At 61.9% G+C, this 21,081-nt stretch carries 23 protein-coding genes and 1 pseudogene; 14 read left to right on the forward strand and 10 right to left on the reverse strand.

What is annotated here, in order from left to right; translation table 11 throughout:
* Both ACK5L9_RS15300 and ACK5L9_RS15305 read left to right on the forward strand, forming a co-directional pair.
* Window positions 1–891: an ABC transporter ATP-binding protein gene (locus ACK5L9_RS15300; protein WP_416912328.1), complete on the forward strand. Its 891-nt coding sequence runs from the start codon at window positions 1–3 to the stop codon at window positions 889–891.
* Window positions 888–1,760 (forward strand): ABC transporter ATP-binding protein, encoded by an 873-nt coding sequence (locus ACK5L9_RS15305; protein WP_416912329.1) that lies wholly within the window; start codon window positions 888–890, stop codon window positions 1,758–1,760. The genes ACK5L9_RS15300 and ACK5L9_RS15305 overlap by 4 nt, the downstream gene beginning before the upstream one ends.
* Here the strand turns inward: ACK5L9_RS15305 and ACK5L9_RS15310 are convergent.
* Window positions 1,709–2,617: a LysR family transcriptional regulator gene (locus tag ACK5L9_RS15310; protein WP_416912330.1), complete on the reverse strand. Its 909-nt coding sequence runs from the start codon at window positions 2,615–2,617 to the stop codon at window positions 1,709–1,711. The two genes, ACK5L9_RS15305 and ACK5L9_RS15310, sit on opposite strands and share 52 nt — an antisense overlap.
* A 98-nt stretch (window positions 2,618–2,715) precedes the next feature.
* On the opposite strand from ACK5L9_RS15310, the gene ACK5L9_RS15315 reads away from it, so the two are divergent.
* Window positions 2,716–3,075: a hypothetical protein gene (locus ACK5L9_RS15315; RefSeq protein WP_416912331.1), complete on the forward strand. Its 360-nt coding sequence runs from the start codon at window positions 2,716–2,718 to the stop codon at window positions 3,073–3,075.
* A 199-nt stretch (window positions 3,076–3,274) separates the two neighbouring features.
* Here ACK5L9_RS15315 and ACK5L9_RS15320 read toward each other — a convergent pair whose 3' ends face one another.
* On the reverse strand, window positions 3,275–3,445 hold the full coding sequence (locus tag ACK5L9_RS15320; RefSeq protein WP_416912332.1) for a hypothetical protein: 171 nt from the start codon (window positions 3,443–3,445) through the stop codon (window positions 3,275–3,277).
* Window positions 3,446–3,813: 368 nt separating this feature from the next.
* Between ACK5L9_RS15320 and ACK5L9_RS15325 the strand changes: the two genes are divergently transcribed.
* From ACK5L9_RS15325 to ACK5L9_RS15340, 4 genes are all read left to right on the forward strand, one after another.
* Window positions 3,814–5,277, forward strand: a complete 1,464-nt coding sequence (locus ACK5L9_RS15325) for a rhamnulokinase (protein WP_416912333.1) — start codon at window positions 3,814–3,816, stop codon at window positions 5,275–5,277.
* Entirely contained in the window at window positions 5,250–6,005 is a 756-nt protein-coding gene (locus ACK5L9_RS15330) for a DeoR/GlpR family DNA-binding transcription regulator (protein ID WP_416912334.1), read from the forward strand. Before ACK5L9_RS15325 ends, ACK5L9_RS15330 begins: the two co-directional genes overlap by 28 nt.
* Before the next feature lie 78 nt (window positions 6,006–6,083).
* Window positions 6,084–6,752 carry a class II aldolase/adducin family protein gene (locus ACK5L9_RS15335; RefSeq protein WP_416912335.1) on the forward strand — a complete coding sequence of 223 codons (669 nt, stop codon included), beginning with the start codon at window positions 6,084–6,086 and terminating at the stop codon, window positions 6,750–6,752.
* A 15-nt stretch (window positions 6,753–6,767) separates the two neighbouring features.
* Window positions 6,768–7,541: an SDR family NAD(P)-dependent oxidoreductase gene (locus tag ACK5L9_RS15340; protein ID WP_416912336.1), complete on the forward strand. Its 774-nt coding sequence runs from the start codon at window positions 6,768–6,770 to the stop codon at window positions 7,539–7,541.
* A gap of 231 nt (window positions 7,542–7,772) precedes the next feature.
* Here the strand turns inward: ACK5L9_RS15340 and parC are convergent, their stop codons facing one another.
* A complete protein-coding gene (gene parC, locus ACK5L9_RS15345; protein WP_416912337.1) occupies window positions 7,773–9,995 on the reverse strand; it encodes a DNA topoisomerase IV subunit A in 2,223 nt (740 codons plus the stop codon).
* Window positions 9,996–10,141: 146 nt separating this feature from the next.
* On the opposite strand from parC, the gene ACK5L9_RS15350 reads away from it, so the two are divergent.
* The 7 genes from ACK5L9_RS15350 (at window position 10,142) to ACK5L9_RS15380 (ending at window position 15,100) form a co-directional block, all read left to right on the forward strand.
* Window positions 10,142–10,663 carry an SH3 domain-containing protein gene (locus tag ACK5L9_RS15350; protein ID WP_416912338.1) on the forward strand — a complete coding sequence of 174 codons (522 nt, stop codon included), beginning with the start codon at window positions 10,142–10,144 and terminating at the stop codon, window positions 10,661–10,663.
* A gap of 1 nt (window position 10,664) precedes the next feature.
* The gene (locus ACK5L9_RS15355) at window positions 10,665–11,486 is read left to right on the forward strand and encodes an SDR family NAD(P)-dependent oxidoreductase (protein ID WP_416912339.1); all 822 of its coding nucleotides are present in this window, start codon (window positions 10,665–10,667) and stop codon (window positions 11,484–11,486) included.
* Between the two features lie 30 nt (window positions 11,487–11,516).
* The gene (locus ACK5L9_RS15360) at window positions 11,517–11,717 is read left to right on the forward strand and encodes a twin transmembrane helix small protein (protein ID WP_416912340.1); all 201 of its coding nucleotides are present in this window, start codon (window positions 11,517–11,519) and stop codon (window positions 11,715–11,717) included.
* A complete protein-coding gene (locus ACK5L9_RS15365) occupies window positions 11,717–12,289 on the forward strand; it encodes a cob(I)yrinic acid a,c-diamide adenosyltransferase (RefSeq protein WP_416912341.1) in 573 nt (190 codons plus the stop codon). The genes ACK5L9_RS15360 and ACK5L9_RS15365 overlap by 1 nt, the downstream gene beginning before the upstream one ends.
* A 133-nt stretch (window positions 12,290–12,422) precedes the next feature.
* On the forward strand, window positions 12,423–13,181 hold the full coding sequence (locus ACK5L9_RS15370; protein WP_416912342.1) for an electron transfer flavoprotein subunit beta/FixA family protein: 759 nt from the start codon (window positions 12,423–12,425) through the stop codon (window positions 13,179–13,181).
* A complete protein-coding gene (locus tag ACK5L9_RS15375; RefSeq protein ID WP_416912343.1) occupies window positions 13,181–14,107 on the forward strand; it encodes an electron transfer flavoprotein subunit alpha/FixB family protein in 927 nt (308 codons plus the stop codon). Before ACK5L9_RS15370 ends, ACK5L9_RS15375 begins: the two co-directional genes overlap by 1 nt.
* 117 nt (window positions 14,108–14,224) lie before the next feature.
* Entirely contained in the window at window positions 14,225–15,100 is an 876-nt protein-coding gene (locus ACK5L9_RS15380; protein ID WP_416912344.1) for a 3-hydroxybutyryl-CoA dehydrogenase, read from the forward strand.
* On the opposite strand, the gene ACK5L9_RS15385 is transcribed toward ACK5L9_RS15380, so the two are convergent.
* The 7 genes and pseudogenes from ACK5L9_RS15385 to ACK5L9_RS15415 form a co-directional block, all read right to left on the reverse strand.
* Window positions 15,097–15,684, reverse strand: coding sequence for a hypothetical protein (locus ACK5L9_RS15385; protein ID WP_416912345.1), 588 nt, complete (start codon window positions 15,682–15,684; stop codon window positions 15,097–15,099). The two genes, ACK5L9_RS15380 and ACK5L9_RS15385, sit on opposite strands and share 4 nt — an antisense overlap.
* A gap of 454 nt (window positions 15,685–16,138) precedes the next feature.
* Entirely contained in the window at window positions 16,139–16,486 is a 348-nt protein-coding gene (locus tag ACK5L9_RS15390; protein WP_416912346.1) for an H-type lectin domain-containing protein, read from the reverse strand.
* 106 nt (window positions 16,487–16,592) lie between these two features.
* Window positions 16,593–17,048, reverse strand: coding sequence for a F0F1 ATP synthase subunit epsilon (locus tag ACK5L9_RS15395; RefSeq protein ID WP_416912347.1), 456 nt, complete (start codon window positions 17,046–17,048; stop codon window positions 16,593–16,595).
* Between the two features lie 9 nt (window positions 17,049–17,057).
* Window positions 17,058–18,482, reverse strand: a complete 1,425-nt coding sequence (gene atpD / locus ACK5L9_RS15400) for a F0F1 ATP synthase subunit beta (protein ID WP_416912348.1) — start codon at window positions 18,480–18,482, stop codon at window positions 17,058–17,060.
* A 10-nt stretch (window positions 18,483–18,492) separates the two neighbouring features.
* Window positions 18,493–19,557, reverse strand: a complete 1,065-nt coding sequence (locus ACK5L9_RS15405) for a hypothetical protein (protein WP_416912349.1) — start codon at window positions 19,555–19,557, stop codon at window positions 18,493–18,495.
* Window positions 19,558–20,436 (reverse strand): F0F1 ATP synthase subunit gamma, encoded by an 879-nt coding sequence (locus ACK5L9_RS15410; protein WP_416912350.1) that lies wholly within the window; start codon window positions 20,434–20,436, stop codon window positions 19,558–19,560.
* Between the two features lie 12 nt (window positions 20,437–20,448).
* A pseudogene (locus tag ACK5L9_RS15415) lies at window positions 20,449–21,081 on the reverse strand (F0F1 ATP synthase subunit alpha); the annotation flags it as partial.

Here is a 21,081-nt window from a genome sequence, read left to right on the forward strand (position 1 = left end):
ATGCGGGATCCGGTTCTTGCCATTCGCGATCTGAAACTGTCCTTCCGCAAGGGGCGGCAGGTGGCGGATGTGCTGCATGGTATTTCGCTGCATGTGAACGCGGGCGAAAAGGTGGCGCTGGTCGGCGAAAGCGGATCCGGCAAATCGGTGACGGCGCAGCTTGCACTGGGGCGGTTGCAGCAGATGCGCGGCACCCAGGTATCAGGCACAGTGCGGGTGGCGGGTATCGACGCGACGCGCGACAGGGATGCCATCGCCGCCGCGCGCGGCCATCGCGTGACGATGATCTTTCAGGATCCGACTTCGGCCCTGAACCCGGTTTTTCGCATCGGCGAGATCTTTGCCCAGGTGCTGCGCGCCGGAGGCCGCCGGCTCTCGGGGGCCGAGGCCCGCGCCCGCGCCATGGCCGCGCTGGCCGAGGTGCATATCCCCGACCCCGCCCGTGCGCTGGACAGCTATCCCTTCCAGTTGTCGGGCGGCATGAATCAGCGCGTGATGATCGCCATGGCGCTTGCGAACGAGCCAGAGCTGCTGTTGGCCGACGAACCCGGCACGGCGCTGGATGTGACCGTGCAGGCGCAAACCCTGCGGCTGATGGACGATCTGGTGGGCCGACACGGCACGGCGGTGCTGTTCATTTCGCATAACCTGTCGGTGGTCCGCGAATTTGCTGACCGGGTCTATGTCATCTATCGGGGGCGGCTGGTCGAACACGGGCGGGTGGATCAGCTTTTCCACGATCCGCGCCACCCCTATACGCGGGCGCTGCTGGCGGCGGCGCCGAAGCTGGTAGGCGGTGGCCTGCCCGATCTGCCCGAACACGCGCCGGCCTTTCTTGATCCGCTGATCGAACATCAGGGATGCGGCGAAACGCAGGAGATGCGGTCATGAGCGACGACACCCTGCTGCGTGCCACCGGGCTAAGCAAGACCTTCAGCGTCGGCGACCATCGGATCACTGCGCTGGATGGTGTCGATCTGGATGTCCGGCGCGGCGAATGCCATGCGATCGTCGGGGAAAGCGGCTCGGGCAAATCGACGCTGGCGAATATCGTTCTGGGGATTTACCCCGCGACCGCCGGTCAGGTGATCTTTGACGGCGCGCCGCTGTTGCAGGCCCGGCCCCGCGCGCTGAAACGGCGCATCCAGCTTGTCCAGCAAAACCCGCTTTCGGCGCTGAATATCCGCCGCCGCATCGGCGCAAGCATCCGCCTGCCGCTGGACGTGCACGGCATCGGGCCGCGCGGCGGGCGGAATGCGCGTGTGGCAGAGTTGCTGACCGAGGTGGGGCTGGAACCCGATATGGCACGCCGCACACCCGCATCCCTGTCAGGCGGACAGCGCCAGCGCGTCGCCATCGCCCGCGCTTTGGCCGCCGATCCCGATCTGATCGTGCTGGACGAACCGACCTCGGCGCTGGATGTGCTGGTGCAGGCGCGGGTGCTGAACCTGCTGGACAGGCTGCGACGGGAACGCGGGCTGACCTATATCTTTATCACGCATGATCTGGCCGTAGTCCGCGCGCTGGCCGACCGCATCAGCGTCTTTGTCAGCGGGCGCAAGGTCGAAACCGGCACGACCGACCGCATCTTCAGCATGCCCGAGGCCAGCTTTACCCGCGCCCTGATCGGTTCGGTCCCCGTCGCCAGCGACGAGGAAGAGGCGCTGCGAACCGCGATCCGCGACCAGCGCGGGGAACAAGCGCCCCGTCACCCGGCCCCACCGCGAAACAGCGACACCACGGCCCTGCGCAGCCATTGATGCGCCCGGTCGTTTCGGTTGCGCGGGTGCCAGCCCAGATGCGCGGCAAGGGGGGCAATGTCGATCGGCAAAGCTGCCTCGGCCAGCCCCGCGCCGTCGATATCCAGCAGGATGCGCGGCACCACTGCGATCAGGTCCGAGGCGCGCAGCAGCGCCGGGGCCAGCACGTAATTGCTGACCGAGGCACTGACCACACGCCGCAGGCCCTGCACCTGCAAAACCTGATCGACCGGCCCCTGCAACCAGTCCTCGAACGGGCTGACATGCAGATGCGGCAGGGTACAGAACTGATCCAGCGAGATGCCCCCGGCAAGCTGCGGATGGTCCTGCCGCCAGATCACCCGGTATTCGGCCTCGATCAGCCTTGTGCTGTGAAAGGATTGCGGCATCCGCTCGGCCGAAGTGACGACCAGATCCAGCCGTCCGGCGCGTGCATCGGCCTCGATCCGGTCATGATCCAGCCCGCCGGTCGAGATGCGCAGGCCGGGCGCGGCGTCGCGCAGGTGGCGCATCAAAGGCGGCAGCACCAGCGCCAGCGACAGATCCGCGCCCGCCAGATGAAACCGCCGCTCGCTGGTCGCGGGGTCGAAGCCGGCCTCGGCAAAGATCAGGTCGGACATGTCCTTCAGCAGGGCATGCAGCGGCCCCTGCAATGCCTGCGCCCGCGCCGTCGGCACCATGCCATGCGCATTTCCGACCAGAACGTCATCGTCCAGCAGGTCGCGCAGCCGCGCCAGTTGCGCGGACAGCGCGGGCTGGCTGATGCCCAGCTTGCGGGCAGCGGCGGTTACGCTGCGCTCGGACAACAGCGCATCCAGCGAGACCAGCAATCCCAGATCGGCGCGGCGTAAATCCATTCAGGTTATCCAATTCATATCGTCAATCTATTTTTATTATCATCCGGCAAGGCTTATTGTCCAGTCATCGCAAGCACAACCCGACACCGGAGATCAAGATGACCAAGACATTCGCAACCGCCGCTATCCTGGCCGCCCTCAGCATCCCCGCCGCCGCGATGGCCGACAGTGTAACCCTGAACGCTCCGGCGCAGGGTGCCAACCTGAACGGTGACACCGTTGACATGAGCATCTATTACCTTGCCGGCACGGATGGCGCGATGTCGGTGAACGCGGTCTATGTCAGCGACGCCCTGCCCGACCAGCCTCATACGCTGCGTATGGCTTTGCAGGATGGTGACAATGTAACCTTCGCGCTGCCCGGCCATCCCGAGGCGCTGTACAATTTTCAGCGCGCTGACGGGGTGCTGACCGTGACCAGTTCTCCGGTGATCAAGGCCCCTGCCGCCGCAAGCTGATCGCCCTTGGGGCTGAAATCGGAAAAGCCACCTGCATATTTCAGGTGGCTTTTTATATAAATCATACGCACATGATTTATCTTGCGCAGAAATTAAAATTTCCGCGCAAGATAATATCTCTACAGGTCCAATTTACCGTCAGACCAAAAACAAGAATGGCAGGAAAAATTAATCCCCGCATTTCACAAGGAAATTCGCGTCAGTCCACCGTCAGCCAAATCTGATCGGTAACGCTTTCGGCCATGCCCGCCGCCGGCTGCGGTATCTTGCCGTCCATGACCGCCTGCATCAGCTTGCGGCGCATATCCTCGATTTCGCCAACATCCTTGTGCTGCGACACCATCAGCACCTGACCGGCCGGGCCACCCATGCGAACCCTAAGCTGAACGTCGATGCCAAGATGTTCTTTGACAGCGGCAACCCGTTTCTTACAGAATTCAAGGTTTTCCGTCAAATGCCCGGATTTCGGCGTCACAACGCGACCAAAAGATGCACCCATTTCAATATCCTCCTCAAATGCCACGCCGACATGACGGGCAGTCCTCCTCAGAGGTTTATCGTTATCTTATCTGGCAGAAATAATCTACCTTCGATGTAAATTTCATCGCATTATATTTCAGGGCATATTGTCACAGTTTCTTTCGGCCCTTTTTCGTCCGGCTCGCGCAAGCCTCCGCACCTTGCCGAATTGCCGCTTTCCACGTATCCACAGCGGAACGAAACCCGGATGAGGTTGATTTGACCAAGGTTTCAACCTGTTGTCTTGCGTTCGATTTCGGCGCGGGAAGCGGACGGGCGGTTCTGGCGCATGTCAGGAACGGTCGGATGGAACTGGCCGAGATCCTGCGCATCCCCGGTGCCGAAGTGCAGTTGCAGGACGGTCCGCATTGGGACATGGCCGCGCTGTTTGCGCATGTCGAACAGGGCTTGCAGGTCGCGACCAGCCACGCGGTACAGATTGCCTCGGTCGGGGTCGATAGCTGGGGGCTGGATTACGGGCTGCTGGATGGCACGGGGCATCTGCTGGCCCAGCCGCGCCACTATCGTCACCCCGGCTCGCAGCGCGGCTTTGCGGCCTCGCCTTTTGACGGCGAATGGCTGGCACAGGTGACGGATGCGCAGGTTCTGCCGGTCAATACGGTGTTTCAACTACTGGATGACAGGGCGACGCGCCCGGCATTGCTGGACAGGGCGGACCGGCTGTTGATGATCGCCGATCTGGTGAACCACCACCTGACCGGCATCGCCAGCAACGACCTGACGCTTGCGCGAACCTCGGGGCTGCATGACTGGTCGCAGAGCCGCTGGAGCGATGCGATCCTGACGCGGGCGCAGATACCCGCACGGCTGTTCGGCCCCCTGACCCGTCCCGGCACCACCCTGGGTCCATTGCGTCCCGATCTGGCGCGTCAAAGCGGGCTGGGGCCGATCCCCGTCATTTCGGTTGCAGGGCATGACACGGCCAGCGCGGTCTGCGGTCTGCCGCTGGAATCCGGCGAGGCCTTCATGATCGCCGGTTCCTGGAATCTTGTCGGGTTCGAGGCCGTGCAGCCCCCTGCGGGCTTTGGTCCGGCGGGTTTCGGCATCGAGGGCGGGGCCGAGGGGCGGGCCTTGCTGATCCGCAGTCTGGACGGCCTGCATCTGATGCGGCGGCTGCGCGACGACCTGCCGGACAGGCCCGGTTTTCCGCAGCTTGCCGCGATGGCGCAGCAGGCGCTGGGCGATCCGCCGCCACCGCTGGAACCTGCCGATCCCGGCCTTGCGGGGACCGATGGCTTTGTCGCGGCGGCGGCGGCGCAGTTCCGGGCGCGCGGCCTTACGCCGGTCACGGATGCCGGATCGCTGGCACTGTCGCTGTATCTGGGGCTGACGGACAGCGCGGCAATGGCCCTGCAACAGATCGACCGGTTGCGCGGCCAGCCCGCCACCGCCCTGCGAATCGGCGGCGGCGGGGCGCAGGACGCTTTCCTGTGTCAGCTTCTGGCCGCCAGGCTGCGCATCCCCGTCATCGCCGGCCCGGTCGAGGCCAGCGCCGCCGGAAATGCCCTGTTCCAGTTGATCGGCCTTGGCCTCGTCCCCTCGCTGACCGAGGCGCGGCGCATTGTCGCGCGGTCGGGCATGACACGGGAATACCGTCCCGAACCCGGCCTGACCAACATCCTGAAGGGGGCACCATGCTTGCCGTCGAACGTCAGCGACTGATCCTTGAAAGCATCACCCGCGACAGGCGCGGTCTCGTGTCCGAACTGAGCCTGCGTTACGGCGTGTCTGATGAAACCATCCGTCGCGATCTGCAAAAGCTGGAACGTGACGGACTGGTCGCGCGCACCCATGGCGGAGCGGTTCCCGCAGCCGAGCCCGAGGATCTGCCCTACCCCACCCGCCAGACCACCAATATCGCGCAAAAGCGCCGTATCGCCGGGCTTGCGGCGGGGTTGGTCGGCGACGGCGACGCGGTGATGATCGATTCATCATCGACCGCGTTCGAATTGCTGGCCCCTCTGGCGCATTGCAAGGGGCTGACGATTATCACCAATTCGGTCCGCATCATCGCCAGCCCGGCCTGCAAGCCGCATTCCGTCATCTCGGTCGGGGGCGAATTGCGCCAGCAATCGCTAACGCTTTGTGGGCCTGTGGCGCTGGATTCGATCGCGCGGTTCAGCGCCGACCTAGCCTTTATCAGTTGCAAGGCGCTGTCGCCCGACACGGGTATCATGGTGCCCAACCTTGCCGATGCCGAGGTCAAGCGCGCCTTCATCGCCAATGCGCGGCGGGTTTGCCTGCTGGCGGACGGATCGAAATTCGGCCAGACGGCGCTGACCGGCCTGTGCGGTCTGGACCGGATCGACATTCTGGTCACGGACCGCCGCCCTCCGGACGCGTGGTTCCCGCTGGCGGAAAGACACGGGGTGCGGCTGATCCACGGATGACCGTATCTGTGTGTTCATGTGGGAATATGTTGACTTTTGACCGCGCGGAGGCTTTCCTGTCACGAAAAAGGGGGACCGATGGAACACCGCGATCTGAAGGAATTCATCTGCGAGATCGGCCGCCGCGCCTATAATCGCGGGATGGGGGCGGCGAATGACGGGAATATTTCCTGCCTGCTGCCCGATGACACGCTGCTTTGCACCCCCACTGGCGTTTCCAAGGGCTTCATGACACCCGACATGATTTGTCAAATCGACAGGGCGGGGAATGTGATCGGCGACAATGGCCTTCGCCCCTCGACCGAGATGAAGATGCATCTTTGCGTCTATGATCACCGTCGGGATGTGAAGGCGGTGGTCCATGCGCATCCGCTTTATGCCACGGTGCATGCCATCTGCGGCAAGCCCCTGACCCAGCAGATCATGCCCGAATCGACGATGTTTCTGGGCGAGGTGCCGCTGACCCCCTATGGCCTGCCCTCGACCAGCGAATTATGCGACGCAATCATTCCGGCTCTGTCGCGCCATGACGCGATCCTGTTGGAAAACCACGGCGCGCTGTCCTATGGGCACGATCTGCAAAGCGCCTATTTCAAGATGGAGGCTTTGGATTACTATGCCAGGGTCGTCTATCTGGCCGCAGGTTACGGGGGCGCGCGGGAATTTGATCAGGACCAGATCGAAAAGCTGCTGGAGGTCCGGCGCACCCGGTTTAACCAGCCGGGCCGCCATCCGTTCATCGACTGACAAAAGGGGGGAACCATGTTCGCCGAGAAATTCAGACTGGATGGCCGCGTGGCGGTCGTGACCGGCGGCGGGCGCGGCATCGGTCTTAGTTGCGTGCAGGTGCTGGCCGAATTTGGCGCCCGCGTGATCATCGCCGACATTTCGTCCGAAACCGCCCAAGAGGGGCAGGCAAAGATGGCCGCGCTTGGGTACAAGGTCGATATCCGCCCGCTGGACGTGACGAAACCCGCCGAGGTCGAGGCCCTTGCCTCCGGACTGGTGCAAGACTTTGGCAAGGTGGACATTCTGGTTGCCAATGCCGGGATCGCGCGCTCCGGAGTCGCCGCCGAGGATACGACCGACGAACACTGGCTGAACGTGAATGACGTCAATTATAACGGCGTATTTTGGTGCAACCGCGCCTTTGCCCGGCACATGCTGGTGAATGGCGGCGGTGCCATCGTGAATATCGGGTCGATGTCGGGGATCATCTCGAACCGGCCGCAAAAGCAAAGCTATTACAACGCGGCCAAGGGGGCGGTGCATCAACTGACCTCGTCGCTGGCTGCCGAATGGGCGGATCGCGGCGTCAGGGTCAACGCCGTCGCCCCGACCTATATCGAGACCGAAATGACCATGTACCGCCACGACAATGACGGCATGATCGATGTCTGGCTGCGCGATACGCCGATGCACCGCATGGGCCGCCCGGACGAGATCGCCTCGGTCGTGCATTTCCTGGCCTCTGACGCCTCAAGCCTGATGACCGGCACCACCGTCGTCGCCGATGCGGGCTTTACCTGTTGGTGATCGCCTCGCGAAACGCATCCTGATCGCCGGGCGGGATCGCGCGAATACGGCATGCCGGGGCGGGAAGGTCGCTGGCCCGGTGGCGTTATGCACCTTGTTTCCGGGCCGGGCCTGCTGTTCAGCCGTCGCCCCAACGGCAGCAATATCCGTGCCTCCGGCCTGACGGAACGCTTGTTCGCCGGTATCTGCGGTATCAGAGGCCCTGCCCTCTGCTGCGGCACCAGCTTACGGTCAGGCGAATTTATTGTCGCGCGGAAAGCCACGCGGGGCCATGCGACCGGCGCTGGCGCGTTTGCCCAGCCATTCGCCAAGGTCGCCTTCGGTACGGGTCTTGCCGCCGCCCATCGGCCAGCTCAGCCCATCGGCCAAGGTCAGGCAGATTGCATCCGCCAGACCGCCATCCTTGAATTTCAACAGTCTCACACCTTTGCCGCGTGTCATTTCCGGCAATTCGGTCAGCGGAAAGACCAGCATCTTGCGATTTTCGCCGACCACCGCGACATGATCGCCACTGACAGGTTTGCACAGCAAGGCCTCGCCATTCAGCACCTGCTTGCCGGTCTTGGTCTGCGCCAGAATGTCGCCCGCCTGCACGACAAAGCCATCCCCGGCCTTTGACGCGACCAGATATTTTTCACCCTCGCGCCACGGGAACATGGCGATCACCCCGGCCTCGTTGGGCAGATCGACCATCAGGCGCAGCGGTTCGCCCATGCCGCGCCCGCCGGGCAGGTTGTTGGCGGGCAGGGTGTAGAACCGCCCGTTCGAGGCAAAGACCATCAGCTTGTCGGTGGTTTCGGCATGCAGCGCCAGGCCCGGCCCGTCACCATCCTTGAATTTCAGTTCCGCATCCAGCGGCTGATGCCCCTTCATCGCGCGGATCCAGCCCATTTTCGACAGGATCACGGTCAGCGGCTCGCGTTCGATCATTGTGTCCATGTCGATGGGTTCGACATCGACGGCATCGGTGATCAGGGTGCGGCGCAGTCCTGTCGGGGTGGATTTGCCGAAAAGGTTGCGCACCTCTTTCAACTGGTCCGAGATCCGCGCCCATTGCGCGCCCTCATCCGCCAGCATCGCCTGCAACCCCTCGCGTTCGGTCAGCAGGCTGTCGCGTTCGGCGCGCAGTTCGATTTCCTCAAGCTTGCGCAAGGCGCGCAGGCGCATGTTCAGGATCGCCTCGACCTGTACATCGGACAGGCCAAATTCGGCCATCATCACGGCCTTGGGTTCGTCTTCGTGGCGAATGATCTCGATCACGCGGTCAAGGTTCAGATAGGCGACAAGATAGCCTTCCAGCACTTCAAGCCGCGCCGCGATCTTGTCCAGCCGGAAATTCGCGCGCCGGATCAGCACCTCGCGGCGGTGATCCAGAAAGGCGCGCAGAACCTCTTTGAGGCTGCACACCTTGGGCACCCGCCCGTCGATCAGCACGTTCATGTTCAGGCTGAACCGCACTTCCAGATCGCTGACCCGGAACAGCGCCGCCATCATCTGTTCGGGATCGACGGTGCGGGTGCGCGGTTCCAGGACGATCCGGATATCTTCGGCCGATTCGTCGCGGACATCGGCGAGGATCGGAATTTTCTTGGTCTGGATCAGTTCGGCCAGACGTTCGATCAGCCTGGATTTCTGGACCTGATAGGGGATTTCGGTGACGACCACCTGCCACTGGCCGCGGCCCAGATCCTCTTGTTCCCATTTCGCGCGCACCCGGAACGCGCCGCGCCCGGTACGATAGGTCTCGGAGATGGTGTCACGGCTTTCCACGATCACGCCACCGGTCGGGAAATCGGGGCCGTTGATCAACCCGGCCAGCGTATCGTCGCGCGCGTCAGGCGTCTTGATCAGGTGCAGGCAGGCGTCGATCACCTCGTGCAGGTTATGGGGCGGAATATTGGTCGCCATCCCGACCGCGATCCCCGAGGCACCATTGGCCAGCAGGTTCGGAAAGGCGGCGGGCAGGACGATGGGTTCGGTCAGGGTGCCGTCGTAATTGGGGCGGAAATCGACCGAATCCTCGGCCAGCCCGTCCATCAGCGATTCCGATGTCTGGGCCAGCCTCGCCTCGGTGTAACGCGCGGCGGCAGGGTTGTCGCCGTCGATATTGCCGAAATTCCCCTGCCCGTTCACCAGCGGATAGCGCATGGCGAAATCCTGCGCCAGACGCGCCATGGCGTCATAGATCGCCGCGTCGCCATGCGGGTGATAATTGCCCATCACGTCGCCGGTGATCTTGGCCGATTTCCGGAACGCACCGGTGGGCGACAGCCGCAATTCGCGCATGGCGAACAGGATGCGCCGGTGCACGGGCTTCAGCCCGTCGCGGGCATCCGGCAGCGCGCGGTGCATGATGGTGGACAGCGCATAGGTCAGATACCGCTCGCCAATGGCGCGGCTGAGAGGTTCGGCCTGCGTGTTATCGTCGGGGTCTTGGGGCAGATCATCGGACATGGCACATGGGATAGGACGCCGCGCCCGCACGGTCCAGCATGAAAATGCATCCGTCGGGATGGCGGCAATCTCCGGCTATGTCATGGCGTCGGGGCAGGAAATCAGTTAATCAAGTCCAAACAAACCTGCGGGGGGCCAACGGCAGGATGATAAGGCTTGCTTTTTTTACGGCGCTGACGCTGGCTGCGCTTTTCATGGCGTTGTCCGTCTTTGGCGGCGAAGACCTGCGGTCGCAGCGACATGTACAGGTGGCCGGGCAGCGGCAGGATGGCATGGTGCTGCGCGAAATCCTGCAGGCCGGCGAGGCCAGGCTGGAAGCCGTCCCCCAGGAACAGCCCTCGGATCTGGTGCAGGCGGCGGTTCAGACGCCCCAGCAGGTGCACCGATTTCCGGGGCCGCCGCTGAAACCATCGCCCGAAAATGCCGGGCAGAGCCCGGATCGGCCTGCGCCCGTATCCACGATAACGAGTGATGTGATGTACGTAACTGCGACGCGTGTGAATTTCCGCGCCGGACCTTCTACGGACGATCCGGTGATCGGCGCGCTGGACCATGGCGCGATGGTCGATGTGCTGGGGCCCGATGAGGCCGGATGGGTCAATATCCGCGATGCGGAGGGGCGCTCGGGCTATGTATCGGGGCGGTTCTTGTCAGAGCTTGCCCCCTGAGATGACCAGACGCGTATTGGTTACAGGCTGCTCCTCGGGCATCGGGCTGGACGCGGCGCGCCGTTTGCAGGCCGAGGGCTGGCAGGTCGTCGCCACCTGCCGCAAGGAACAGGACATCGCCGCCCGCCGCGCCGAAGGCATGGAAAGTCACTATCTGGAACTGGCCGATCCCGACAGCATTGCCGCGCTGGTCGAAACGGTGCTGGCCGGCGGTCCGCTGGATGCGCTGGTCAACAATGCCGCATTCGCCATACCCGGCGCGGTCGAGGACATGCCACGCGGCGCCCTGCGCGCCATATTCGAGGCGAATCTGTTCGGCACCCATGACCTGACGGTGCGCCTGATTCCGCATTTCCGGCAGCGTGGCGGGCGAATCGTCAATATCAGCTCGGTTCTGGGGCTGTTCGGGATCCGCTGGCGGGGACTTTATTCCGCGACGAAATTCGCGCTTGAGGGGCTGACCGATGTGCTTCGGCTGGAAATGGCCGATACGCCGGTCAGGGTGATCCTGATCGAACCGGGCCCGATCGCCAGCCTGATCCGGCAGAACTCGATTCCGCATTTCGAGCGTTGGGTGAACTGGCAAGACAGCGCGCGCGCCGAACAATATCGCAGCCAGTTGCGCCGGCGGCTTTACGAGCCTTCGCGCAAGAAGGACCGGTTCGAACTGCCCGCCAGCGCCGTCAGCGACAGAATCGTCAGGGCGTTGACCGCCGCGAACCCCGCTCCGCGCTATTACGTGACCAAGCTGACATGGATCGCAGGGCTGCTGCGGCGGGTTTTGAGCACCCGCGCTATGGACTGGTTTGCACGCCGCAGCTAGGCTTGAGCGAAAATCAGGGCAGCCGCGACCATGCGAGATCAACCTTTGTTCTATATCGTCATACTGGCCGTGCTGGTCGTTCTGGCGATTCTCGTCACCGGCATCGGCGGTTTCGCCAAGGGCGGGGCGTTCAACCGCAAGCATGGCAACCGGCTGATGCGCTGGCGGATCATCGCGCAGGCCATCGCCGTCGCGCTGATCATGTTATTTATCTGGATGAGGTCCGCCTGATGGTTGTTTTGAACAAGATTTATACCCGCACCGGCGACAAGGGCGACACTGCCCTGTCCGATGGCAGCCGTGTCGCCAAGCACGATCCGCGGGTCGAAGCCTATGGCAGCGTGGACGAACTGAACGCGACGCTTGGGCTTTGCGCGCTGCATGCCGGTGGCGCAATGGCCGCACAGATGGCTGTCATCCAGAACGATCTGTTCGATCTGGGGGCCGATCTGTCGCGCCCGAACATGGCGGCGGACGATCAGGCGGGCTATCCGGTGCTGCGGATCGTCGATGCGCAAATTGACCGGCTTGAGGCGGAAATCGACCAGATGAACGCCAGCCTGCAACCCCTGCGCAGTTTCGTCCTGCCCGGCGGCACGGCGCTGGCCGCGCATCTGCATCTGGCCCGCACCGTCGCCCGCCGCGCCGAACGCCGCGCGACCGAACTGGCACAGGGCGGCGACGCGAATCCGGCGGCGATCCGATATCTGAACCGACTGTCGGACTGGCTGTTCGTAGCCAGCAGGCATGCCAATGATGACGGGCAGAGGGACGTCCTCTGGGTGCCCGGCGCTGGCCGTTAGCGCGTGACAGGTTCCGGTTTTTTTCCGTGGCTGCGTTAAACGCTGCGTCGGGGCGCGTTTTTGCCCTGTAAAAGACCACAACCAGCCGCTAACACTTGCTGCGACCGATGACGCAAGCAAGGGAGAGAGGCCGATGAAGGTTCTCGTGCCGGTAAAGCGGGTGATCGATTATAACGTCAAGGCCAAGGTGAAATCCGATGGCTCTGGCGTCGATCTTACCAATGTAAAGATGTCGATGAACCCCTTCGACGAGATCGCCGTGGAAGAGGCGATCCGGCTGAAGGAAAAGGGCGGCGCGGACGAGATCGTCGCCGTCAGTATCGGCGTGAAACAGGCGCAGGAAACGCTGCGCACAGCGCTGGCGATGGGGGCGGACCGGGCGATTCTGGTCGTGGCCGCCGACGATGTGCATACGGATATCGAACCGCTGGCCGTGGCCAAAATCCTCAAGGCGGTGATCGACGAGGAACAGCCCGGTCTGGTGATCGCGGGCAAGCAGGCCATCGACAACGACATGAACGCCACGGGTCAGATGCTGGCCGCGCTGCTGGGCTGGTCGCAGGCGACCTTTGCCAGCAAGCTGGAAATCGAGGGCGAGGCGGCGAAGGTCACGCGCGAGGTCGATGGCGGCTTGCAGACCATCGAGGTGAAACTGCCTGCCATCGTCACGGCGGATTTGCGCCTGAACGAGCCGCGCTATGCCAGCCTGCCCAATATCATGAAGGCCAAGAAAAAGCCGCTGGATGAAAAAACCGCCGCCGATTATGGCGTCGATATCTCGCCCCGGCTTGAGGTGGTCTCGACCCGCGAACCCGAGGGCCGCAAGGCCGGGATCAAAGTTGAATCCGTCGATGAGCTGGTCGGCAAACTGAAAGAAGCGGGGGTTGTGTAATGGCTGTTCTGCTGCTGGGTGAAGTCACGAATGGCGAACTAAGCCGCGACGCGACGGCCAAGGCCGTGGGTGCGCTGAAGGGATTGGGCGATGTGACAGTGCTTTGCGCCGGTTCATCCGCCAAAGCCGCTGCCGCCGAGGCCGCAAAGATCGACGGCGTGGCCAAGGTGCTGGTCGCCGAGGACGCGCGTTACGGTCATCGCCTTGCCGAACCGACCGCCGCGCTGCTGGTCAGCCTTGCCGGCGATTACGACCATATCGCCGCCCCCGCGACCACGGATGCCAAGAACGTCATGCCGCGCGTCGCCGCGCTGCTTGACGCGATGATCATCTCGGATGTGTCGGGCGTGGTCGATGCCGATACATTCGAACGCCCGATCTATGCCGGCAACGCGATCCAGACGGTGAAATCGAAGGACGCAAAAAAGGTTCTGACCATCCGCACCGCCAGTTTTGAGGCGGCGGGTGACGGTGCGGGCGCGCCAGTGGCCGACGCCTCGCTGGCCGAGGATCCGGGCCTGTCGAAATGGGTGGCCGACGAGGTCGCCGAAAGCGACCGCCCGGAACTGACCTCGGCGGGGCGCGTCGTCTCGGGCGGTCGTGGCGTCGGGTCCAAGGAAAACTTCGAAATCATCGAAAAACTGGCGGACAAGCTGGGTGCTGCCGTCGGCGCATCCCGTGCGGCGGTCGATTCGGGCTTTGCGCCGAATGACTGGCAGGTCGGGCAGACCGGCAAGGTGGTCGCGCCGGAACTGTATGTCGCGGTCGGCATCTCGGGCGCGATCCAGCACCTTGCGGGCATGAAGGACAGCAAGGTCATCGTCGCGATCAACAAGGACGAAGAGGCCCCGATCTTCCAGATCGCAGATTACGGCCTGGTGGGCGACCTGTTCGCCGTTCTGCCGGAACTGACCGAAAAGCTGTAACGCAGCCGCGTGCGGCCAGATAGTGAACCGCCCGCCCTTTCCCGGCGGGCGGTTTTCTGATTGAAGCCCCTCGCCCGCCGTCCTATCGTCGTCGCAACCAAGGAAAGGTGCATCAAAATGGCGATACAATCGGTTGGCGTCATCGGCGCGGGTCAGATGGGGAACGGTATCGCGCATGTTTTTGCGCTGGCCGGCTATGATGTGCTGATGACCGATATCAGTCAGGAAGCGCTGGACAGTGCCGTGGCCCTGATCGACAAGAATATCTCGCGTCAGGTCAGCCGCGGCAAGGTCAGCGAAGAGGCCAGAAAATCGGCCCTGAGCCGGATTGCCACGACGCTGAAGCTGGCCGATCTGGGCCAGACCGATCTGGTGATCGAGGCTGCGACCGAACGCGAGACCGTCAAGCAGGCGATATTCGAAGACCTGCTGCCACATCTTAAGCATGACACGATCCTGACCTCGAACACGTCGTCCATCTCTATCACGCGCCTTGCCAGCCGCACCGACCGGCCCGAGAAATTCATGGGTTTCCACTTTATGAACCCGGTTCCGGTCATGAAACTGGTCGAACTGATCCGCGGAATCGCCACCGATGAGGAAACCTATAAGGCGCTGGTCGATGTTGTCGAAAAGCTGAACAAGACCGCCGCCAGCGCCGAAGATTTCCCCGCCTTCATCGTCAACCGCATCCTGATGCCGATGATCAACGAGGCGGTCTATACGCTCTACGAGGGCGTGGGCAACGTCAAATCCATAGACGAGGCGCTGAAACTGGGCGCAAATCACCCGATGGGGCCACTTGAACTGGCCGATTTCATCGGTCTGGACACCTGCCTTGCGATCATGAACGTCCTGCATGAAGGGCTGGCCGATACGAAATATCGGCCATGCCCGCTGCTGACGAAATATGTCGAAGCCGGCTGGCTGGGCCGCAAGGCCGGGCGCGGCTTTTACGACTATCGCGGGGAAACGCCGGTGCCCACGCGCTAGGCTCGCCTGCGCCGGACCCTGCCTGACATCGCACCGATCGCAACCAGCCCCGACAGCCCAAGCAGCAATGCGCCGGGCAGCGGAATGGCCGGAATTACCGCGCCAAACCTTACATCAGCATGTTCAAGCTGGCTGAAATCGGTGACATTGATCATATCGACGGTAAATCGGCTTACCCCCGGCGGCAGCGAGAAATCCATATAGTCATGATACAGGCACAAATCGGGGATCGTGCTTGTCCATGGCGTCGCAAGGCCATTGATTTTCAGTTTAAAACGCGCCCATGTCACCGATCCGCCTGTGCAATTCGCGAAAATCTGGAACAGAGGGATTGTCGCCGGAAAGCCCATGACGTTATCGACGGTAAAATCTACCACCGTAACCGGTAATGAAGATGCCGTATCGATTCCGCTGAGATCAACCCGCCATTGGTATCCGTCCGACGGGTTTGTCCAGTCAAACCTGTCACCGGGATAATCCGAATCCGGCAATAGCGGGTATGGCGACGCAAAACTGCCGCTGGAAAGCACGAGCGAGCCTGCGAAAACCGTTGCCGCAAAAAACGTTCTGGCTGGGGTCAACATGTCCGGTTTCCCTTTGATCAAATTAATTTTCCATATTTTCAGCTAAATACCGAAGTCAACAACAGGCCTTCCTCCGCCTGCCGATATTATTTGTCCATACTTTAAATTTCCCGCAGCTATGCTATAGATACCGTTTCGGATTTCTGGCGTCAATTTAATTACATTACAACCATATATCATATATATAAAAGAAAATTTTTAAATTGAGTGCGCATAATACTGTTCGAGCTTTCGGCGACAGACCTGTTCCGGACAAAAAATCCGCGCATTGCCTGCGCCTCTGATCGACAGGATGGCCGCCAAAGCCGGGTGTCTGCATTCGGGGATCACGGGCGGGTTTTCTGTCACTCCGTAAAAGCGACCGGGCATTCCGCCAGCCGGAAACGCTGCGGATGCGGTTGGTCAAAGGCAAGCGATGATGTCAGTGATCTGCGCGCGCCCATCGCAGGCCGCTTCACAGCCTGAAATCATCCTCGTGGCCAATCTCGCCGATGGCCAGCCATTCGCCCCGAATCCGGGCGATGCGGGTGTCGCCCCAAGTCCGAAAGACCATGTCAAACCCTTCCATCGTCACCTTATCGGCGGAAATGTCGGCCCGCTGATTGGCAGCACCGTCAATATCCCACATCCCGACCGAGACCTGTACCACGGGCAGACTCAGGAACGGCTCGTCAAAGATCACACGCCTGCGGACCACACGCGCGCCCTCGCCCGACCACATCGGTCCGTCATCCTCGAATGACGAAAACATCAGGACTGACCCTCGGGTGACGCCGATCGCGCCCTGGCTAAATCGCCTCATACCACTTCTCTTGCCAAACGCTTTTTTTAAACACAGCCGAGAGACGCAAAAAAGCCCCGGCGTGTTTTCCGGGGCCTTTCGTGATCTGTAACTGTTTTCCGCACCGTCACTCGGGGAAATAGGCCTGATTCGGGTCCAGCCCGATATGGGTGCCCATGGCCTGCATGTCGGCCAGCAGTTTGACGGCGGCGGCGACCACCTCTTCACCAGCAGAATGGCCTTCCTGCGCCTGTTGCACGGATTTAAGGCGACGATGGGCATCCACCAGCATGTCGTTGAACAGATCCTGCGTCACTTCTTCGCGCGGATGGCCGCGTTCGGCCAGAAGGCTGACCGAATTGCCGTTGATTTCCGCGAAACCGCCCGTGACGGCGAATTCCGCAGCAGAGCCATCCTCGCGCACTACGGTCACGAGGCCGGGGCGCAGGGTGGTGATTGTCGGGGCGTGACCGGGCATCGCGGACATGTCGCCATCGCTGCCCGGCAGGCGCACCTCGCGCGCAGGAACAGAGACAAGGCTCCGCTCGGGTGAGACGAGGTCGAACTGCATGGTATCGGCCATATCGCCCCCTTACGCGGCTTCGGCGGCGAGACGCTCGGCCTTGGCCTTCACCTCGTTGATGCCGCCGACCATATAAAAGGCCGCTTCGGGCAGGTGATCATATTCACCGGCCACAACCGCCTTGAACGACTTGATCGTTTCTTCCAGCGGCACCTGAACCCCGTCCGAGCCGGTAAAGACCTTGGCCACGTCAAAGGGCTGCGACAGGAAACGCTGGATCTTCCGGGCGCGGGCCACGGTCAGCTTGTCCTCTTCCGACAGTTCGTCCATGCCCAGAATGGCGATAATGTCCTGCAACGATTTGTATTTCTGCAAGATCCCCTGAACGTCGCGGGCCACGTTGTAATGTTCCTCGCCGACGACGGCGGGGTCGAGAATACGGCTGGTCGAGTCCAGCGGGTCCACGGCCGGATAGATGCCCAATTCCGAAATCGCGCGCGACAGAACGGTCGTGGCGTCAAGGTGGGCAAAGGTCGTGGCGGGGGCCGGGTCGGTCAGGTCGTCGGCCGGAACATAGACGGCCTGGATCGAAGTGATCGAGCCCTTCTTGGTCGAGGTGATGCGTTCCTGCATCGCGCCCATGTCAGTCGCCAGCGTCGGCTGATAGCCCACGGCGGACGGGATGCGGCCCAGCAGCGCCGACACCTCGGAACCCGCCTGCGTAAAGCGGAAGATGTTGTCCACAAAGAACAGAACATCGGTGCCAGTGGCGTCGCGGAACTGTTCGGCCAGCGTCAGGCCGGTCAGTGCCACGCGCATCCGGGCCCCCGGAGGCTCGTTCATCTGACCGTACACCAGTGCCACCTGCGATTCGGCCAGATTGTCAGGCTTGATAACGCCCGATTCGACCATTTCGTGATACAGGTCATTGCCTTCACGGGTCCGTTCGCCAACACCCGCGAAAACCGAATAACCCGAGTGCACCTTGGCAATGTTGTTGATCAGTTCCATGATCAGAACGGTCTTGCCCACGCCGGCGCCGCCGAACAGGCCGATCTTGCCGCCCTTGGAATAGGGGGCCAGCAGGTCGATGACCTTGATCCCCGTCACCAGAATTTCCGAACTGGTCGCCTGCGCGGCAAATTCCGGGGCCGGCTGGTGGATGGCGCGCTTTTCGCTGGCCTCGATCGCGGCACCTTCGTCAACGGGTTCGCCGACGACGTTGATGATACGGCCAAGTGTCACGTCGCCCACGGGAACCATGATCGGCTCGCCCGTGTCGCGGACAGGCTCGCCCCGGACCAGACCCTCGGACGAATCCATGGCGATGGTGCGGACAGTATTTTCGCCAAGATGCTGCGCAACCTCAAGGATCAGCTTCTTGCCGTTGTTTTCAGTTTCCAGCGCGTTCAGAATCGCCGGCAGGTGGTTTTCGAACTGCACGTCAACGACGGCGCCGATCACCTGTGTGATTTTACCAGTGGCCTCTGCCATGTTGTCTTCCCTAAGTTAAAACGGTAGGTGGAATGGTTGCTGTGCCGACAACCGCTGAGCCGAAAACCTGATCAAGACAAGCGACAAGGTGCCGCGCCGCAACAGGATCAGAATTTCGTTCGCGCCATGCTTTTTGTGCAGCAGCACCCAGTTTTTTTGCCAGTTCCGGATTGTCGCGCAATGATAACAATACGGTTGCCATCGTTTCTGCATCCTGCTCGGGCACAAGAATAACCTCTTCGCCATCGACTAGGTAGTCACGAATACCAATGCTGTCAGTCGCCACAATAGCCCGTGCCTTGGACATCGAGAACACAAAAGTAACCTGACCTGCCGCATTCGCTCTCGGACTGATCGGTATGACTGTCACCGGAGCAGCAGCCTGCAAAGCCCGACATTCCAGCCTCGACAGCCCGGACCGAACGACAACGTTCTCGGGCACGTCAACACCGCGCATCGCCGCAGGGCTTGCGATAATCAGAACCCGCAGATCAGTGCCTCGAACAGCATCACACAAGGTTCCATAGTCACGCCACGCGGACCCAAGCGCAATAGCATCGAAACCCTCATCTTTTGGTTCGACCTTTACATCCCCCACCTGTAGCGGCACAAACTTCAATTTGGCCGGAAGAATGCCAAAAGCGCGTGCATAGACCCCAACTTCTTCTGTTGAGTGCACGACCAGCAGATTCGCATGCCGCAAGATCATACCATAGAGACGCGCGATCCGATCTTGGCTGGCCTTGCCAAAATTGAAGCTCCAGCCAATGATCTTTGTTTTTCTGCTCAGAACCGGGCGCAAAAGACAGCACGCAAAAGCGAGCTGCGGAAATGACGTCACGATTGCATCTGGCCGAGAGCGAAGCCCCTTGATCGCGTGCCGAAAATGGACCCACCAACCGCTGGCATTCGTCCGCCCTCCACGTTCATGCCAGCTTTGTTCCGGCGCAGGTGCAAGCACCAGATCGAAACGATAACCGCTCGTCGCGGGAACGAAGGCTTCCAGCCAGTTTCCACCCCGCGAAGAAATCGCAGGGTGGAGAATGGCAACGGTTCTCTGAACAGCCTCGGTCATCTAGAGCGCCTCGGCGCCCGCAATGATTTCGATGAGTTCCGTGGTGATCGCCGCCTGACGCGAGCGGTTGTACTGGGTCGTCAGCTTGTCGATCATGTCGCCCGCGTTGCGCGTGGCGTTGTCCATGGCCGTCATCCGCGCGCCCTGCTCGGACGCGGCATTTTCCAGAAGCGCCGCAAAGATCTGCGTGGCGATGGAACGCGGCAGCAGGTCGGCCAGAATGGCCTCTTCGCCGGGTTCGTAATCATAGACCGAGGACGATCCCGCATCCGCCGCATCCTCGGGCGTTTCGGCCGGAATGACCTGGCGCGCGGTCGGCACCTGACTGATCACCGATTCGAAGCGGTTGTAGAAGATGGTGACGACATCGTAATCGCCGTGATTGAACCGCGACAGGATGTCATCCGCGATGGTCACGGCATTGCCATAGCCGATGCGCTTGACCTCGGACAGGTCAACATGCTTGACGATCCGGTCGCCATAGTCGCGCTTCAACTGTTCGCGGCCCTTCTTGCCAACGGTCAGGATGGCGACATCCTTGCCCTCGCTTTGCAGCTTTTCGGCATGTTGCCGGGCCAGCTTGACGATCGAACTGTTAAAGCCGCCCGCCAGACCGCGTTCCGAGGTCATCACGACCAGCAATTGCTTCTGGTCACTGCCGGTCCCCGCCAGCAGGCGCGGGGCGCTGTCCGAACCGGCCGCATTCGCGGTCAGTCCGGTCATCACCGCCGCCATCCGGTCGGCATAGGGGCGCGCGGCCTCTGCCGCCTCTTGCGCGCGGCGCAGTTTGGCGGCGGCGACCATCTGCATCGCCTTGGTGATCTTCCGCGTATTCTTTACGCTTTCGATCCGGTTTTTAAGATCCTTGAGACTGGGCATCTATTCCCCCTCTCAGGCGCGGGTCTTGTTATATTCACCCAACGCAGCCTTGATCGCGTCCTCCAGATCACCCGAAACCTTGCGGTCATTCGAGGTGATGTCGTCCAGAAGAGCTTTCTTCTGGTTGCGCAGGAAATCGACCAGACCCTCATTCCACGCCACGACATCGCGCACCGGCACGTTATCGACATAGCCATGGGTGCCGGCATAGATGATGATCACGATCTCGGCATTGGTCAGCGGGTGATACTGCGCCTGCTTCATCAGTTCCGTCAGGCGCGCGCCGCGGTTCAGCAGCTTTTGCGTCGCGGCATCAAGGTCGGAACCGAACTGTGCAAAGGCCGCCATCTCGCGATACTGCGCCAGTTCCAGCTTGACCGGGCCGGCAACCGATTTCATCGCCTTGGTCTGGGCCGAGGAACCCACGCGGCTGACCGACAGACCGGTGTTCACGGCAGGGCGGATGCCCTGGAAGAACAGATCGGTTTCCAGAAAAATCTGGCCGTCGGTGATCGAGATCACGTTGGTCGGGATATAGGCCGACACGTCGCCCGCCTGGGTTTCGATGATCGGCAGGGCGGTCAGCGAACCGCCGCCGTTATTTTCGTTCAGCTTTGCCGAACGCTCCAGCAGGCGGCTGTGCAG

Origin of the sequence: Paracoccus sp. (in: a-proteobacteria) (assembly GCF_047973135.1) — a bacterium.
Classification (GTDB): Bacteria; Pseudomonadota; Alphaproteobacteria; order Rhodobacterales; family Rhodobacteraceae; genus Paracoccus.

Bases quoted from the DNA above. Each gene is read 5' to 3' on its own strand.
- ACK5L9_RS15300 (WP_416912328.1), top strand. From the start codon at position 1: ATGCGGGATCCGGTTCTTGCCATTCGCGATCTGAAACTGTCCTTCCGC.
- ACK5L9_RS15305 (WP_416912329.1), top strand. From the start codon at position 888: ATGAGCGACGACACCCTGCTGCGTGCCACCGGGCTAAGCAAGACCTTC.
- ACK5L9_RS15310 (WP_416912330.1), bottom strand. From the start codon at position 2,617: ATGGATTTACGCCGCGCCGATCTGGGATTGCTGGTCTCGCTGGATGCG.
- ACK5L9_RS15315 (WP_416912331.1), top strand. From the start codon at position 2,716: ATGACCAAGACATTCGCAACCGCCGCTATCCTGGCCGCCCTCAGCATC.
- ACK5L9_RS15320 (WP_416912332.1), bottom strand. From the start codon at position 3,445: ATGGGTGGCCCGGCCGGTCAGGTGCTGATGGTGTCGCAGCACAAGGAT.
- ACK5L9_RS15330 (WP_416912334.1), top strand. From the start codon at position 5,250: ATGCTTGCCGTCGAACGTCAGCGACTGATCCTTGAAAGCATCACCCGC.
- ACK5L9_RS15335 (WP_416912335.1), top strand. From the start codon at position 6,084: ATGGAACACCGCGATCTGAAGGAATTCATCTGCGAGATCGGCCGCCGC.
- ACK5L9_RS15340 (WP_416912336.1), top strand. From the start codon at position 6,768: ATGTTCGCCGAGAAATTCAGACTGGATGGCCGCGTGGCGGTCGTGACC.
- parC (WP_416912337.1), bottom strand. From the start codon at position 9,995: ATGTCCGATGATCTGCCCCAAGACCCCGACGATAACACGCAGGCCGAA.
- ACK5L9_RS15350 (WP_416912338.1), top strand. From the start codon at position 10,142: ATGATAAGGCTTGCTTTTTTTACGGCGCTGACGCTGGCTGCGCTTTTC.
- ACK5L9_RS15355 (WP_416912339.1), top strand. From the start codon at position 10,665: ATGACCAGACGCGTATTGGTTACAGGCTGCTCCTCGGGCATCGGGCTG.
- ACK5L9_RS15360 (WP_416912340.1), top strand. From the start codon at position 11,517: ATGCGAGATCAACCTTTGTTCTATATCGTCATACTGGCCGTGCTGGTC.
- ACK5L9_RS15365 (WP_416912341.1), top strand. From the start codon at position 11,717: ATGGTTGTTTTGAACAAGATTTATACCCGCACCGGCGACAAGGGCGAC.
- ACK5L9_RS15370 (WP_416912342.1), top strand. From the start codon at position 12,423: ATGAAGGTTCTCGTGCCGGTAAAGCGGGTGATCGATTATAACGTCAAG.
- ACK5L9_RS15375 (WP_416912343.1), top strand. From the start codon at position 13,181: ATGGCTGTTCTGCTGCTGGGTGAAGTCACGAATGGCGAACTAAGCCGC.
- ACK5L9_RS15380 (WP_416912344.1), top strand. From the start codon at position 14,225: ATGGCGATACAATCGGTTGGCGTCATCGGCGCGGGTCAGATGGGGAAC.
- ACK5L9_RS15385 (WP_416912345.1), bottom strand. From the start codon at position 15,684: ATGTTGACCCCAGCCAGAACGTTTTTTGCGGCAACGGTTTTCGCAGGC.
- ACK5L9_RS15390 (WP_416912346.1), bottom strand. From the start codon at position 16,486: ATGAGGCGATTTAGCCAGGGCGCGATCGGCGTCACCCGAGGGTCAGTC.
- ACK5L9_RS15395 (WP_416912347.1), bottom strand. From the start codon at position 17,048: ATGGCCGATACCATGCAGTTCGACCTCGTCTCACCCGAGCGGAGCCTT.
- atpD (WP_416912348.1), bottom strand. From the start codon at position 18,482: ATGGCAGAGGCCACTGGTAAAATCACACAGGTGATCGGCGCCGTCGTT.
- ACK5L9_RS15405 (WP_416912349.1), bottom strand. From the start codon at position 19,557: ATGACCGAGGCTGTTCAGAGAACCGTTGCCATTCTCCACCCTGCGATT.
- ACK5L9_RS15410 (WP_416912350.1), bottom strand. From the start codon at position 20,436: ATGCCCAGTCTCAAGGATCTTAAAAACCGGATCGAAAGCGTAAAGAAT.